Genomic DNA, 14,576 nt, shown 5'->3' with positions numbered 1-14,576 from the left:
GCTCACTCGCCGCGGTACAACTGGCGCTTGTCGATGTAGCGCACCACACCGTCCGGCACCAGGTACCAGACCGGATCCCCCTGCGCGACTCTCCCCCGGCAATCCGTGGAGGAGATCGCGAGGGCGGGCACCTCGACGAGCGAGACCCCGCCCTTCGGCAGGCCGTCGTCGGTCAGGTCGTGGCCCGGCCGGGTGACGCCGATGAAGTGGGCGAGCCCGAAGAGCTCCTCGGCGTCGCGCCAGGTGAGGATCTGGGAGAGCGCGTCGGCGCCGGTGATGAAGAACAGGTCCGCGTCGGCGTTGAGCGCGCTCAGATCCCGCAGCGTGTCGATCGTGTACGTCGGTCCGCCGCGGTCGATGTCGATGCGGCTGACCGAGAACTGCGGGTTCGACGCCGTCGCGATGACCGTCATCAGATAGCGGTCCTCGGGCGCCGACACCGCCTTGTGGCTCTTCTGCCACGGCTCCCCGGTCGGCACGAACACCACCTCGTCGAGGTGGAACAGGGCGGCCACCTCACTGGCGGCCACCAGGTGTCCGTGGTGGATCGGGTCGAACGTCCCGCCCATCACACCGAGGCGGCGCTTGCCGCGGCCAGTAGGCACTTCCTGCTCTCCCATGCGTGCAGAGCCTACTGGCACGACGGCGCGCTCCCTCCGGGCGGTCGGCCGGATCAGCGGTCGCGGTTGAAGCGGGTGGTGATCCACAGCAGCAGGAGCAGCGCGAGGAGGGCGCCGCCGCCGGTCACGTACGGGTTCAGGCTGTCGTGGTTGCCGCCGTGCTCGGCGCCCTCCGCGAGGCTGACCAGGTTGAGGGCGGTGCTGTGCAGGCTCATCTTCGGCAGGACCAATCGATCGGGGATGGGAGCGAGACTTCGCGCACATCGTATGCGGGCGCTCCGGGCACGCTCACGCCGACTCAGTCGTTGTCGTAGTCGTCGTCACCGTGGCGGCACCTCGCACGCCCGGTTCATCCACAGCGCCGGGGTTGTCCACAGGCTCCGGCGGACCGTGGGGCCAGGACCTAGGCTGGGGTCCGTCAGGGGGACGAGCGAGATCTCGTACGAACAGGGGGCATCCATGACCGACGACACGGACAGCACGCAGGGGAAGGTTCCGAGCAGGCAGCGCAGGCGCTTCCCGGACATCTCCTCGCGGGCGTACGAACACCCCGCGGACCGGTCGGCTCTGGTCGCGCTCCGCAAGCTCAGCGGCTTCGACACGGTCTTCAAGACGCTCAGCGGGCTGCTGCCCGAGCGCAGCCTGCGGCTCCTCTTCCTCTCGGACTCCGTGCGGGTGAGTGACGCGCAGTTCACGCACCTCAACGACATGCTGCGGGACGCCTGTTACATCCTGGACCTGGAGAAGATCCCCCCGATGTACGTCACGCAGGACCCGAAGCCCAACGCGATGTGCATCGGGCTCGACGAGCCGATCATCGTCGTGACCACCGGCCTGGTGGAACTGCTCGACGAGGAGGAGATGCGGGCCGTCGTGGGCCACGAGGTGGGTCACGCCCTCTCCGGCCACGCGGTGTACCGCACGATCCTGCTCTTCCTGACGACCCTGGCGGTGAAGATCGCCTGGATCCCACTGGGCAACATGGCGATCATGGCCATCGTCACCGCGCTGCGGGAGTGGTTCCGCAAGTCGGAGCTCTCCGCGGACCGGGCGGGGCTCCTGGTGGGCCAGGACCTCCAGGCGTCGATGCGGGGTCTGATGAAGATCGCCGGCGGCAACCACCTGCACGAGATGAACGTGGACGCGTTCCTGGCGCAGGCAGAGGAGTACGAGGCCGGGGGCGACCTGCGGGACTCCGTGCTGAAGATCCTGAACGTCCTGCCGCGCACGCACCCCTTCACCACGGTGCGGGCGGCGGAGCTGAAGAAGTGGGCGGAGACCCGCGACTACCAGCGGATCATGGACGGCCACTACCCGAAGCGCTCGGAGGACAAGGACACCTCGGTGACCGACTCGTTCCGCGAGTCGGCCGGGCACTACGCCGAGTCGGTGCGGACGAGCAAGGATCCGCTGATGAAGCTGGTCGGCGACATAGCGGGCGGCGCGGGCGACCTCGCGGGCGACCTGAGCGGCAGGCTCCGCAGCCGGTTCGGTGGCAAGGACGGCAGCACCGGCAACGGCACCGGCGCCGGCACCGAGGACACCGGCAAGGCGGAGAGCTAGAGCACGGGCTGGGCCTTCGGGGAGAGGGTGCCGCAGAGCGGTGCGACGGTGTTCTCGCCGACGGCGTACGGGTCGGTGACGGCGGGGGCGCCCGTGCCGGGCGCCTGCTCCCCGGCCAGCAGGGGCCGCAGCGTGCCGCGGGAGTCCGGGACGCAGGCCTGCGGGCCGGCCTCGACGCGGCTGGTCAGCAGCTCCGCACGGTGCATCCGCAGGTCCTCGCGGTCGAACCGGAACTGCACCTCGCGGTGGACGGTGAACAGCGAGGCGGCGGGTGCCGGGCCGGAGCCGGAGACCGCGGGCCGCAGCGCGTAGGTGAAGGTGTGGTCCGAGGTCACCTCCAGCACGCCTGCGTCGATCTCCGCGAAGTGCAGGGTGCCCTGGACGCGGGTGGAGGTGCCGACGACCGCCTCCCGGGCCGAATCGAAGCGGACCAGCCAGCCGGCGGGGGCGTGCCGGCCGTCGGTCCGGGGCGATTCGAGGCTGCTGTCGAACTGGGCGAGCTGGTCCGGGTCGATCAGCAGGCGCACCGGCCGGGCGGTCGAGCCGGCCAGCACGTCCGGGTCCAGGGAGGAGGCCACGAGGTAGTCCTTGGCCACCGACAGCGCGGTGACGACCTGGCTCTCCGAGAAGTGTTCGGTGCGGCCCACGTCGGGCGGCAGGTTGATGCCGGCCGCTCCGGTGCGGTACTCGGCGGCGGGGCTGTGCGCGAGCAGCTCGGCGGGTTCGCCGCCCGGTACGCGGCCCTGGGGGGCCAGCGGGGTCATGGTGGTCCGCAGCGGCTCGGCGCGGTGCACGGCGGGCGGCTGGTACGGGTTGCGGACGCCCAGGTAGATGGCGGTTCCGAAGGCGAGGAGGATCAGCAGCACCAGCAGCAGGGGCTGCTTGGAGCGGCGGCCGGAGTCGAACCCGGGCCGGGAGCGCACGGCGCGGGCGTGCTCCCCCATCCGCTCCTGGGCGGAGAACTCCTGGAGGCGGGCAGCACGGATGAACGACTCGTCGAAGACGACGGATCGGTACTCGTCCTCACCACCGCCGGGGAGTCCCTCGGGTGTCCCCTCAGGCGGGTCGCCACTCCCTGCCATACCTTCAGGGTAGGTCGGCGGAGGCTTCGGTAAACGCCCAGGTACACGTCAAGTTCAGAAGAATGCCCACGACTCAGGGCGTAGGGGGCACGGCTGGCACAGGCGCGCCCGGGTACGGGGTGGAGGCCGAGGGTCCGACGGCGGTGGGGACGACGGCGGGGGCCACGGCCGAGGTGGCGCCCGGGGACGGGATGTCGATCCCGCTGGTGGTCGTCGGGGCCGGGGCGGGGTCCTGGCGGTTGGCCGTGGCGCCCCGGTAGACGGCGGTGAAGGCGAGGGCGACCATGCCGACGCCCATCACCAGGGCGAGCACCCAGGCGACCGGCCGGTGCCAGCGGGCTGAGTTCCGGTAGGGGCGCAGGGCGCCGCCGTGGCGGCCGTACGGCCCGGAATCGTCGTCGTCCTCGTCGCCGTAGCCGTCGTGGTCGAGGAGGCGGCCGGGGCCGTAGCCGTCCTCGTAGAGCTCGTCCTCGGAGGGGCCGCCGCCGGCTCGGGCCCGGGCGGCGTCCGCCTCGGCGCGGGCCTGGGCGGCCGCGAGCAGCCGCTCGACGGCGGTGGGCTCGTGGAACTCGGCGGCCCGGACGAAGTCCTCGTCGAACACCACGGAGGCGAAGTCCTCGTCCGCGCCTCCGCGGTCGACAGAGTCCTCGGGGTCCCCACCGTCCTGGAACGGCTTGCCCCCCACGTCGTCCGGCACGGATTCAGAGTAGACCTGGGAGGTGCTTTTGGGCAGGGAGAGTGCGAACTATCCCTGCTCGATCCGGACCCATCCGGTCACCGTACGTGACCATCGCCGGTGACGATGTACTTCGTGGAGGTCAGCTCCGGAAGGCCCATCGGGCCCCGGGCGTGCAGCTTCTGCGTGGAGATCCCGATCTCGGCGCCGAAGCCGAACTGACCACCGTCGGTGAACCGGGTGGAGGCGTTCACGGCGACCGTGGTGGAGTCGACCAGCTGGGTGAAGCGGCGGGCTGCGGCCTGGGAGGTGGTGACGATCGCCTCGGTGTGGCCGGAGGACCACAGGCGGATGTGCTCCACCGCCTTGTCGAGCGAGTCGACGACCGCGGCGGCGATGTCGTACGAGAGGTACTCGGTCTCCCAGTCCTCCGGGGTGGCGGGGACGACCGTGGCCTTGGTGCCCTCGGCACGGGCGAGGACCCGCTCGTCGCCGTGGACGGTCACGCCGGCCTCGGCGAGGGCCGCGAGCGCGCGCGGCAGGAAGGCCTCGGCGATGTCCTGGTGCACGAGGAGGGTCTCGGCGGCGTTGCAGACGCTGACCCGGTGGGCCTTGGAGTTGATCAGGATGTCGACGGCCATGTCGAGGTCGGCCTGGGCGTCCACGTAGACGTGGCAGTTGCCGGTGCCGGTCTCGATGACGGGGACGGTGGACTCCTCGACGACCGTCTTGATCAGCGAGGCGCCGCCGCGCGGGATGAGGACGTCGACGAGGCCGCGGGCGCGCATCAGCTCGCGCACCGATTCGCGGGACTCGCCGGGGACGAGCTGGACGGCGTCGGCGGGCAGCCCGGCGCCGCCGACGGCGTCGCGCACCACCTTCACCAGGGCGGTGTTGGAGGAGTACGCGGAGGACGAACCGCGCAGCAGGACGGCGTTGCCGGACTTCAGGCAGAGCGCGGCGGCGTCGACGGTCACGTTGGGCCGGGCCTCGTAGATGATGCCGACGACACCGAGCGGAACGCGGACCTGGCGCAGGTCGATGCCGTTGGGGAGCGTCGAGCCGCGGACGACCTCGCCGACGGGGTCGGGCAGGGCGGCGACGTCGCGGACGTCGGCGGCGATGGCCCGGACCCGCTCGGGGGTGAGGGTGAGTCGGTCGATGACGGCCTCGCTGGTGCCGGCCTCGCGGGCGCGGGCGACGTCCTCGGCGTTGGCCTCGATGATCTCCGCGGTCCGTACCTCGAGCGCGTCCGCGATCGCCAGCAGGGCGTCGTCCTTGACCGCGCGCGGAAGTGGCGCGATTTCGGCGGCGGCGGCGCGGGCGCGGTAACCGGCCCGGGCGACGGGGGAAAGGTTGTCGAGGGGCGTGAGCGAGGTCATGTCCGCAGGGTACTGGCACCGCCGCGGACACCCCTCGTACATCCCGGAGTACGAGACATGACCCTGGACAGGTCGAGCCGGTCGGGCCGGGTCTGCCAGGTCAGAACGGGTGCACGCCCACCGGTGCGGCGGGCGGCGGACCGTACCCCTCGGCGATCCGCTGGTGGTACGTCTCGCGGTCGATGACCTCCAGGCCGACGATCTCCCAGGGCGGCAGCTTGGCGGTCTGCCGGTGCTCGCCCCACAGCCGCAGCGCGACCGCGGCCGCGTCGTGCAGGTCGCGGGCCTCTTCCCAGTACCGGATCTCGGCGTGATCGTTGGCGTAGCGGCTGGTCAGCAGGAACGGGTGGTCGTGGGCGAGCTGCTCGAGCCCGCGCCTGACCTCCTTCAGCGGGGCCTCCGGCCCCGAGACGCTGAGCGTGATGTGCCAGAGCTTGGACACCACCAGCTCCTCGGCGCGCTGCTCGGCGCGCGACTCGTCCGCGTCCGTCCCGTTCGCCGCCGCACCGAAGTCGGCTCCGGTCTCGACGCTCGTCAGGGCGCGTTCGGACGTCCCGCGGGGCGGAGCCCCTGGGCGCGCTCGTCTCACCGGCGGCCTCCTGTTGTGATGCGTGTGGTGCTGTGCTGTACCGCGCCTCGTCTTGCCCCCGAGACAAAGTTGACCAGTCCTGGACGGGATGTGGGGCGGTTTTGGTGAAGGTCTCCGACGGATGACCGGAGTTTCAGCCGTTTCAGGTCCGGACCACGACCAGATCGTCCCGGTGTACCACTTCGCGCTCGTAGGCCGGTCCGAGCTCCTTGGCGAGCTCCCGTGTGGAGCGGCCGAGCAGCTGGGGGATCTCCTTGGCGTCGAAGTTGACCAGGCCGCGGGCGACGGCGCGGCCGGTGGAGTCGCGCAGCTCGACGGGGTCGCCGGCGACGAACTCGCCGTCGACCGCGGCGATCCCGGCCGGCAGCAGCGACTTGCGGCCCTCGACGACGGCGCGCACGGCCCCGTCGTCCAGGGTGAGCGAGCCCTGCGGGGTGGAGGCGTGGGCGAGCCAGAGCAGCCGGTCGGCGGAGCGGCGGCCGGTGCGGCGGAAGTACGTGCCGGTGTCGCGGCCGGCGAGCGCGTCGGCGGCGCGGCTGGCGGAGGTGAGTACGACGGGGATGCCGGCGGCGGCGGCGATCCGGGCGGCCTCGACCTTGGTGACCATGCCGCCGGTGCCGACGCCGGCCTTGCCGGCCGCGCCGATCTCGACGTGCGCGATGTCGTCCGGGCCGGTGACCTCGGCGATCCGTGAGCTGCCGTCCTTGGCCGGGTCGCCGTCGTAGAGCCCGTCGACGTCCGAGAGGAGGACGAGCAGGTCGGCGCGGACGAGGTGGGCGACGAGGGCGGCGAGCCGGTCGTTGTCGCCGAACCGGATCTCGTCGGTGGCCACGGTGTCGTTCTCGTTGACGACCGGTACGGCGCCCATCTCCAGGAGCTGGTCCAGCGTCCGGTAGGCGTTGCGGTAGTGGGCCCGGCGGCTGGTGTCGTCGGTGGTGAGGAGCACCTGGCCGACGCGGACGCCGTAACGGGCGAAGGAGGCGGTGTAGCGGGCGACGAGCAGCCCCTGGCCGACGCTGGCGGCGGCCTGCTGCCGGGCCAGGTCCTTGGGGCGGCGGGTCAGTCCGAGCGGAGCGAGGCCGGCCGCGATGGCTCCGGAGGAGACGAGGACTATCTCCTTCTCGCCGCCGCTGCGGACCTTGGAGAGGACGTCGACGAGGGCGTCGACGCGGTCCGCGTCGAGGCCGCCCGCGGCGGTGGTCAGCGAGGACGAGCCGACCTTGACGACGATCCTGCGGGCTTCCGTTACGTACTGCCTGGCCACTGTCACAAGTCCGAATCTATGCCAGGCGCGGCGGCGGTCGCCTCCGTATTCCAGTCGCTGGACAGGGGCTGGACAACGGCCCGGATCTCCCCTCTGTCGCCGCCCGCCGCGTAAACCCCGCGCCCGGGCCGGGTCGGTTCAGGTGAACTTCCCGCCCGTTCCGGGCGAATCGGCCACCGCGGCTCGTTTGACCCTTGCCCGGTCCCCCACCGGTCCCGTCCCCAGGAGACCCGCCGTGCCCTCTCTCGTACGTTTCCGCCGGTCACGCCGGCGGTTCGGTCCGCTCGCGGCGCTCGGCGTCGCCTTCGCCGGCCAGGTCGCCGGGGCCGTCGGCCCGGACGCCCGCGTCCTCGCCGCCTCGACCGCCGCCGGGCTGGCGCTGGAGGTGATGCTGAACCGCCGGCACCGCCGGCTGAGCCGGGTGCTCTCCAAGGCCCGCGCCGATGTGATGGTGCGCCAGCTGATCCGCGACCTGCTGCTGGTGGCCGGGCTGATGAACCTGGAGCCGCACGGCCCGGGGATGCGGTATATGCCGCTCTGTTACGGCCTGTTGCTCTGCTACGCGCTGTACTTCGCCTGCCAGGGCGCGGTGGCCAAGGTGCGCCGCTCCCGCACGCTGCCGGTACTGACCCGCAACATCGACGCCTCCGCGCTGCGGCTCCGCCCGGCGCCGCCCGCGCTGCTCACCCGGCACCCCGGGGTGCGGCTGATCGGCTCCGGGCTGCCGGCCACGGCCGGACTGGTGGCGGCGGCGCTGACCGGCGACGGCCGGTGGGCCGGGGGTGGGGTCGCGCTGTCCGTGCTGCTCGCGGGCACGGGTCTGGCGGTGTTGCTGGCGTGGCTGCTGCCGGGGCGGCGGCCGGCCGGCGAGGCGGAGGTGCTGGCTTGGTTCGACGCATGGCTGACGGAGTACCGGCCGACGGTCGGGATGTACTTCTCGGGCGGCACCAGCTCCGCGTACCAGGCCAACATGTGGCTGGAGCCGCTGGCCGCGCTGGGCGGCCGGCCGGTGATCGTGCTCCGCGAGCGGTTCATGATGCAGAAGATCGGCGCGACGGACCTCCCGGTGATCTGCGTGCCGAAGGTCGCACACCTGATGCGCCTCGAACACTCCACGCTCGGTGTGCTGATCCACCCGGCGAACTCGGGCAAGACCTCGCAGGTGCTGCGGATCCCCTCGATCAAGCACGCCTTCGTCAACCACGGCGAGAGCGACAAGCTGTCCAGCTGCAATCCGTACGCGAAGGCGTACGACGAGGTGTGGGTGGCCGGTCCGGCGGCGCGCGAGCGGTACGCGCTGGCCGAGGTGGGCGTGGACGACCGCGACGTGGTGGAGATCGGCCGGCCGCAGCTGACGCCGATCCTGCCGTACTCGGGGCCGCCGGCCGGGCGGCCGGTGACGGTGCTGTACGCGCCGACCTGGGAGGGCTGGACGGACGACCCGGGGAACACCTCGGTGATCCTGGCGGGCGAGAACCTGGTGCGGGCGCTCCTCGCCGACCCCGGCGTACGGCTGCTCTACAAGCCGCACCCGATGACCGGGTCGGTCGATCCGCGGGCGGCGGCGGCCGACGCGCGGATCCGCCGACTGGTGCAGGACGCGGCCGGTCCGGCCGCCGGCAAGGAGACGGCGGCGCGTCGGCCGGCGAAGGAGCGGCGCGCGTTCCCGGCGCGGGCGGACGGCGCGGAGCGGATGCTGCTGCAGGGCGTGCCGGAGCCGGGGCGGGCGTCGGCGCACGCCGCCGGGGAGGCGGCGTGGGACGAGGCGTACTGGGCGGCGCTCGGGCCGCGCGAGCACCGCGTGGTGACGGGGGCGCGGCCGGCCCTGTACTCCTGCTTCAACCGGGCGGACCTGCTGATCAGCGACGTGTCGTCGGTGGTCTCGGACTTCCTCGCGAGCGGGAAGCCGTACGCGGTGGCCAACACCGGCGGGCTGTCCGAGGACGAGTTCCGGGCGGTGTTCCCGACGGTCCGCGCGGCGACGGTGCTGACGCCGGACGGGCGCGGGGTGCCGGCGCTCCTGGAGGCGGTGCGGGATCCGTCGAAGGACCGGCTGGTGGCGGTGCGGGCGGAGCTGAAGGAGCAGCTCCTCGGCCCGGCGGACCCGCCGTCGCCGGTCCGGTTCGCGGCGGCAGTGGAGGCGCTGGCCCGGCGGGCGGCGGCGCGAGGCGCGCGGACGGCCGTGCCGGCGCCGCGTACGGCCACGGAGCCGGACGCCGCCGCCCGGCGGGACAGGACCTGAGGCGCGGTCCGGCGGCCCCATGGACCGCCGCCGGACAGCTCTACCTCCCGGACCCCACCAGCCTCCGCCGCACCGCGCCCGCCACTCGCCGCGCCTTGCGGCGCAGGCGCCGGTGCAGCGGCGGGCCGACGATCTCGTACGCGGCGTCCGGGATGCCGGCCGCGCGGTCGCGGAAGTGGGGCAGGGCCAGGTAGGTGCGGCCGCGGGAGGTGACCTTCTCCGCCTTCTGCCGCGTGCGCTGGAACTCCAGGACCGCCATCAGCTCCGCTCCCTTACCGAGCGCGGCGCAGGTGAGGCGGAGCCGGTCCTCGGGCTTGAGGAGGCGGGCCACGCCGGGGGTCCAGTACTTCTTCATCAGGGGCGCGGCGAGCTCCAGCTTGTGCCGCAGCGCCTCCTCGTCCTGGCGCAGCAGTACGTGGCCGAACTGCGGGAGCAGGGTGGTCGCGAAGGGCCGCACCATCAGCTGGTCCCGCTTCTTCCCGGGCCGTTCGTGCTCCGCGATCAGCTCCATCAGGCGCTGCGCGGACACGAACCGGATGTCGTAGTGCCCGGTCTTGGTGATGTGCTTCCCGTCGTCGCGGCCCACCAGGTAGTAGCAGGTGGGGTCGGCGACGACGGAGACCCCGCTGCCGCGCAGGTACGCCTCCATCGTGAACAGCGCGTCCTCGCCGGTCCGCATGGAGGTGTCGAAGCGCATGCCGTGGCGGACCAGAAGCTCGCGGCGGAACAGCTTCTGCGCGCTGAGCGTGAACTTGACGTTGGATGTGTAGATGTCGGCGCGTTCGACGGTGGCGCCCCACATCGACTTGGGAGCCCCGCGGTTGACGCCGACGACCTTGCCGAGGATCACGTCGGTGCCTGCCCGATCGCCCATCGCGACCATCCGCTCAAGGGCCTCCTCGCCGAAGTGGTCGTCGGCGTCGAGGAAGAACACGTACCGGCCCTCGGCCAGTTCGATGCCCGTGTTGCGGGGGCCGCCGGGGCCACCGGAGTTGGCCTGGTGGACGACGCGGGTGCGGACCTTGCTGCGGGCCGCGAACTCGTCGAGGTACTCCCCCGTCCCGTCGGTGGAACCGTCGTCGACGGCGACGATCTCGACGCGGTCCGCGCCGATCGTCTGGTTCTCCACGGATTCGAGGCACTTCACGAGGTACGGCATGGCCTCGTACGCCCCGATGATCACGGTGACGTCGGGGCTGGGATGTTCGGTCATCGGCACCTGCGCTTGCGGACGTACGAGAGGCGGTGGGGCGCCAGGGAGCGCGCAGTCTGACACGCCCGGCCGCGGACGTACAAAGGCCCGCGAACACTGTCGGACAGTGTTCGCGGGCCTTTTCACGTGCACGAACGCCCCTTTTCCGGGCGCGTCCGGTGCGCTGCGGCGCGCCGATCGGCAGGGTCAGCGCGCGGCCGGGGTCCGCTCCTCGGGCTCCAGGGAGTCCTCGGCCTCGCGGTCGACCTCGGGTGCGGTCGGCTGGTCCGCGAGCCGCTGGGCGAGACCGCTGTTGCGGGCCTCGGCCTTGGCCGCGAGGGTGCGCAGCGCGGTGTTGAAGCGGTCGATGGAGCTGGGAGAGTCCGGGCCCAGCAGGTACCGGCGCAGGTCCCGGCGGGCGTCGGTGAGCGTGTCGGCGACCGGGTCGGCGACCGCCTCGATCAACTGGCCGAGCTCGGTGGCCGAGTTGGTGAGGACGATGGCGGCACGGACTGCCGTGTTCTGCCGCTTGAACTCCTCCGCGCCCAGCCCGGCCGAGTCCGTCACCGCGTACGGCTTGCCGCTCGCGATGAAGTCCGAGACCACACTGGAAATGTCCGAAACCATTCCATCGGCTTCGTTGAAGCAGTCGTAGAGCTGCGGCCGGGAACCGGTGACGACCTTGTGCTCCCACCAGCCGAAGGAGCGCCAGTACGCGTCGTTCCACTCGGCCCGCAGGCGCCGGGTCTCGGCCAGCCGCTCCGGGTCGGCGAGCGCGACCCGCGACTCCTCCGACTCGTCGCCGCCCTTGCGGAACGGGTTCTCCAGGACGGCGAGGCGCTCCCCGAGCCGGGCCAGCTCGGCCCGGGCGGCGTCCTGGCCGGCGGCGGCCGAGGCCGCCTCCTTCGCCCAGCGGGGCTCGGCCGCACGGGCCGCCGCGGCGTCCGCGATCATCTTCTTGATGCGCGCGTCGACGGCCCTGGCCTTCGGATTCACCAGACCGGTGAAGGGGTGCGGCTTGTAGATGAGCCGCACCGGGGTCTTCGAGGTGAGCAGCGCGCGGACGATGTTCTCGCCGGCCAGCAGCAGCGATGTGTTGCCGGGGTTGGCGTCCCAGCCCTCCCAGGTGGGGGCGTACAGGATGGTGGGGATGGGGTTCTTCGGGGTGCCGGTCCAGCTCTTGATCGGCGCCAGCTGGGGGCGGCCGACCTCGACGATGTCCTCGTCGCGGACGCCGACGTCGGCGAGCGCGTACCGGTCGCGGCCGGCCCGGCCGGCCGTCCAGACCTCGTCGTAGACCTTGGAGAACGGGTTCACGCTGGCGAGCTTGTCGCTGTCGCCGTGGCCGATGAAGACGTGCTTCATCGTCGGCACGCGCAGCATGTGGATGTTCTTGCCGACGTTGGCGGGGTACAGGCAGACCCGCGCGGAGGAGAGGTCCAGGTTCATCATGTGGGTGCCGCCGGGCACGCAGATGATCGGGACGTTCGTGGCGGCGAGCTTGGGGACGAGGGTCCGCTCGCGCATGACGATCAGCGGGCGGCCGTCGATCTTCTCCATGGTGTCCAGCCACATGTTGACCTGGTACGCGGACTCGTCGGAGCCGGAGAAGTACAGGACGACGGTGGGCTGGTACTCGCGCGTCCAGTTGCCGATCGCCTTCATCACGGCCGGCGTGGAGGGCACCAGGCGGCTGCGGCGCAGGTACGGGACGAGGAGCAGGACGTACAGGAGGCCGAGGCCGAGGGTGACGGCGACGCCGATGTAGCCGGCGGCCGTGCGGCCGGTGCCGGCGGCCCACAGGAGGCCCGCCATCGCCGGGATGTCCAGGTGGAGCATCTTCTCGCCGGAGCGGCTCAGCAGCGCCTTCGGCGGCGCGTCCGCGATCCGCACGGCGTGCAGGTCGACGTTGCGCGTCACGACCGGCATGGTGCGGCGGATCCGGATCAGGGTCGCGATCGCGCCCTGCGGGGCCTGGAGGGCGTAGAAGAGGAGGAAGCAGGCGACCGCCGCGTAGAAGATCGGCTCCTCGGCGAGGTTCTCGCGGGCGAGCAGCAGGATCAGCAGGAGCTGGCGCACCAGGAAGCGGATCGGCAGACCCGCTCTGACCTTGGCCAACCGGTCCACCAGGTAACTGCCCTTGTGATGCAGGTACCGGTCGGCGGCGTAGGTCACGGCGCTCGCGCCGGCGAACAGCCAGATGTTGGGCATCAGGGCACCGGCGAGCACGCACGGATACCCCAGCGCCATGAGCAGAGCGGCGGCCAGCTCTGACCTGCTGCCCACGCGCGCCAGGCGAATGGCGGTCGAAATCACGAAGAACCTGCTCCAGAGGGGGGGTGCAGCTTATTCACATGGAACATGGGGGGAAATCCGAAGAAACGGACGTTCATGAACTCGGGCCTCTGCAGTGGCGCATTGGCTACTGAGAGGCCCGATAAAACACATCTGGCGAGTATTACACATCTTCCTGTCGGTCAAGCACGGCGGCCAGCGCCTGCTCGAACCCGGACGCTTCGGACGCCTCGCGGGTCGGGTCCTGCTGCCGGACGTCGATGACATGACCGGTCAGTTCGGACAGCAGGACGTCGAGCGAGGTGCGCGCGACGGCCTCGGAGGAGAGCAGCGTCCCGGCAGGCTCCTGGCCGAAGGCCTTGGTGCGCATCGGGGTCGCCGTCCGCTCCGGGTTGACGCAGTTGACCCGGATTCCGTCGCCGGCCCATTCGTCGGAGAGGGCCTGGGTGAGGTTCACCATGGCCGCCTTGGTCGACGAGTAAAGGCTGTACTCGGCGCGGCCGCGAGTGTAGCTGGAGGAGGTGTAGAGGAGCAGCTGGCCCTTGGTCTCCGCCAGATACTTGTACGCGGCACGGGCAATCTGGACCGGCGCGAGGTAATTGACGTGCAGCGCTTCCTGAATGGTCGCGTTGTCGGTTTCCGCGAGCTTTCCGATGCGGAGCACGCCGGCGGTGTTGATCACGTAGTCGATGCGGCCGGTCTCGGAGTACGCCTTGGTCAGGGCCTCGTCGATGTGCACCGGGTTCTCGACGTGGGTGCCGGTGGTGGAGCGGCCGAGGGCGTAGACCTTGGCGCCGTACCGCTCGGCGAGCGCGGCGACGTCGGCGCCGATGCCGTACGAGCCGCCGAACACCACGAGCGTGCGGCCTTCGAGGAGCTCGCGGTAGCGGGCCTCGTCGGCGGGGCGGGGGGCGGCGGAGGAGGCCAGCTGGAACAGCTTGTCGGCGATGAAGACGTCGACGGGCTGGGTGACCTTCATGTTGTACTCGTCGCCCGCGACCACGTGGATCGGCACGTCGGGCAGGTACTTGAGCACGACGCTGCAGTCGTCGGTGGCCTGGAACTTGGGGTCGCCGGCGGCGATCTCGTAGGCACGGCGGATCGTGGAGAGCTTGAACGCCTGCGGGGTCTGGCCGCGGCGGAGCCGGGAGCGGTCCGGGACGTCGGTGATGAACTCGCCGTCCTCGCCGTGGGTGCGGGTCACGATGATCGTGTCCGCGGAGGGAATGGCGACGTCGACGGCCTGGTAGCGGTCGAGGGCGTCGACACAGTCCTTGATCACGCGCTGTGACAGAAGCGGACGGACCGCGTCATGGAACAGGACGTTGAGGTCCTCGCCGTCCGCCAGGCCCTCCCCCAGGGCCGCGATGGCGCGCTCGGTGGTCTCGTTGCGGGTGGCGCCGCCCTCGATGATGCGGGTGACCTTGGTGAGTCCGGCCTTGGCGACGATCTTCTCGATCTCGGGAACGAACCCGGGTGCCATCAGCACGATCACGTCGTCGACGGACTCGGCCTGCTCGAAGATCGTCAGCGTGTGCTCGATGACCGCCTTGCCCGCGATCTTCAGCAGCTGCTTCGGGATCGCGAGGCCGACGCGCTGTCCGGTACCGCCCGCCAGGACGACTGCCGTGGTGCGGGGCTTGGCTTCATGCGGCACAGACACAGAACGAC

12 protein-coding genes are annotated in these 14,576 nt (G+C 71.6%); 2 read left to right on the top strand and 10 right to left on the bottom strand.

Annotated elements, in window-relative coordinates; translation table 11 throughout:
• Nucleotides 1–2: 2 nt before the first annotated feature.
• Nucleotides 3–620, bottom strand: coding sequence for a nicotinate-nucleotide adenylyltransferase (nadD, locus tag R2D22_RS24750; protein WP_318106864.1), 618 nt, complete (start codon nucleotides 618–620; stop codon nucleotides 3–5).
• Between the two features lie 53 nt (nucleotides 621–673).
• A complete protein-coding gene (locus R2D22_RS24745) occupies nucleotides 674–835 on the bottom strand; it encodes a hypothetical protein (RefSeq protein WP_318106863.1) in 162 nt (53 codons plus the stop codon).
• 244 nt (nucleotides 836–1,079) lie between these two features.
• On the opposite strand from R2D22_RS24745, the gene R2D22_RS24740 reads away from it, so the two are divergent.
• Nucleotides 1,080–2,183 carry a M48 family metallopeptidase gene (locus tag R2D22_RS24740; protein WP_318106862.1) on the top strand — a complete coding sequence of 368 codons (1,104 nt, stop codon included), beginning with the start codon at nucleotides 1,080–1,082 and terminating at the stop codon, nucleotides 2,181–2,183.
• Here R2D22_RS24740 and R2D22_RS24735 read toward each other — a convergent pair.
• The 5 genes from R2D22_RS24735 to proB form a co-directional block, all read right to left on the bottom strand.
• On the bottom strand, nucleotides 2,180–3,265 hold the full coding sequence (locus R2D22_RS24735) for an SCO2583 family membrane protein (protein WP_318106861.1): 1,086 nt from the start codon (nucleotides 3,263–3,265) through the stop codon (nucleotides 2,180–2,182). The genes R2D22_RS24740 and R2D22_RS24735 overlap by 4 nt on opposite strands.
• A 73-nt stretch (nucleotides 3,266–3,338) precedes the next feature.
• Nucleotides 3,339–3,962, bottom strand: a complete 624-nt coding sequence (locus R2D22_RS24730; RefSeq protein WP_318106860.1) for an SCO2584 family spore wall biosynthesis protein — start codon at nucleotides 3,960–3,962, stop codon at nucleotides 3,339–3,341.
• Between the two features lie 77 nt (nucleotides 3,963–4,039).
• On the bottom strand, nucleotides 4,040–5,323 hold the full coding sequence (locus R2D22_RS24725) for a glutamate-5-semialdehyde dehydrogenase (protein ID WP_318106859.1): 1,284 nt from the start codon (nucleotides 5,321–5,323) through the stop codon (nucleotides 4,040–4,042).
• 100 nt (nucleotides 5,324–5,423) lie between these two features.
• Entirely contained in the window at nucleotides 5,424–5,912 is a 489-nt protein-coding gene (locus R2D22_RS24720) for a hypothetical protein (protein WP_318106858.1), read from the bottom strand.
• A gap of 142 nt (nucleotides 5,913–6,054) precedes the next feature.
• Nucleotides 6,055–7,182 (bottom strand): glutamate 5-kinase, encoded by a 1,128-nt coding sequence (gene proB, locus R2D22_RS24715; RefSeq protein ID WP_318106857.1) that lies wholly within the window; start codon nucleotides 7,180–7,182, stop codon nucleotides 6,055–6,057.
• Between the two features lie 229 nt (nucleotides 7,183–7,411).
• Between proB and R2D22_RS24710 the strand changes: the two genes are divergently transcribed.
• Entirely contained in the window at nucleotides 7,412–9,418 is a 2,007-nt protein-coding gene (locus R2D22_RS24710) for a hypothetical protein (protein WP_318106856.1), read from the top strand.
• A gap of 40 nt (nucleotides 9,419–9,458) precedes the next feature.
• On the opposite strand, the gene R2D22_RS24705 is transcribed toward R2D22_RS24710, so the two are convergent.
• The 3 genes from R2D22_RS24705 to R2D22_RS24695 form a co-directional block, all read right to left on the bottom strand.
• Nucleotides 9,459–10,631: a glycosyltransferase family 2 protein gene (locus R2D22_RS24705; protein WP_318106855.1), complete on the bottom strand. Its 1,173-nt coding sequence runs from the start codon at nucleotides 10,629–10,631 to the stop codon at nucleotides 9,459–9,461.
• 186 nt (nucleotides 10,632–10,817) lie between these two features.
• Complete coding sequence (locus tag R2D22_RS24700; protein WP_318106854.1) at nucleotides 10,818–12,926, bottom strand: hypothetical protein; 2,109 nt, start codon at nucleotides 12,924–12,926, stop codon at nucleotides 10,818–10,820.
• A 142-nt stretch (nucleotides 12,927–13,068) separates the two neighbouring features.
• Nucleotides 13,069–14,568, bottom strand: a complete 1,500-nt coding sequence (locus tag R2D22_RS24695; protein ID WP_318106853.1) for an SDR family NAD(P)-dependent oxidoreductase — start codon at nucleotides 14,566–14,568, stop codon at nucleotides 13,069–13,071.
• Nucleotides 14,569–14,576: the final 8 nt, after the last annotated feature.

The organism is Streptomyces sp. HUAS YS2 (assembly GCF_033343995.1).
Classification (GTDB): Bacteria; Actinomycetota; Actinomycetes; order Streptomycetales; family Streptomycetaceae; genus Streptomyces; species Streptomyces solicathayae.
This window is presented reverse-complemented; position numbering and strand designations above follow the sequence as displayed.

Excerpts from the sequence above, each read along its gene's own strand:
- nadD (WP_318106864.1), bottom strand. The coding sequence starts at position 620 with ATGGGAGAGCAGGAAGTGCCTACTGGCCGCGGCAAGCGCCGCCTCGGT.
- R2D22_RS24745 (WP_318106863.1), bottom strand. The coding sequence starts at position 835 with ATGAGCCTGCACAGCACCGCCCTCAACCTGGTCAGCCTCGCGGAGGGC.
- R2D22_RS24740 (WP_318106862.1), top strand. The coding sequence starts at position 1,080 with ATGACCGACGACACGGACAGCACGCAGGGGAAGGTTCCGAGCAGGCAG.
- R2D22_RS24735 (WP_318106861.1), bottom strand. The coding sequence starts at position 3,265 with ATGGCAGGGAGTGGCGACCCGCCTGAGGGGACACCCGAGGGACTCCCC.
- R2D22_RS24725 (WP_318106859.1), bottom strand. The coding sequence starts at position 5,323 with ATGACCTCGCTCACGCCCCTCGACAACCTTTCCCCCGTCGCCCGGGCC.
- R2D22_RS24705 (WP_318106855.1), bottom strand. The coding sequence starts at position 10,631 with ATGACCGAACATCCCAGCCCCGACGTCACCGTGATCATCGGGGCGTAC.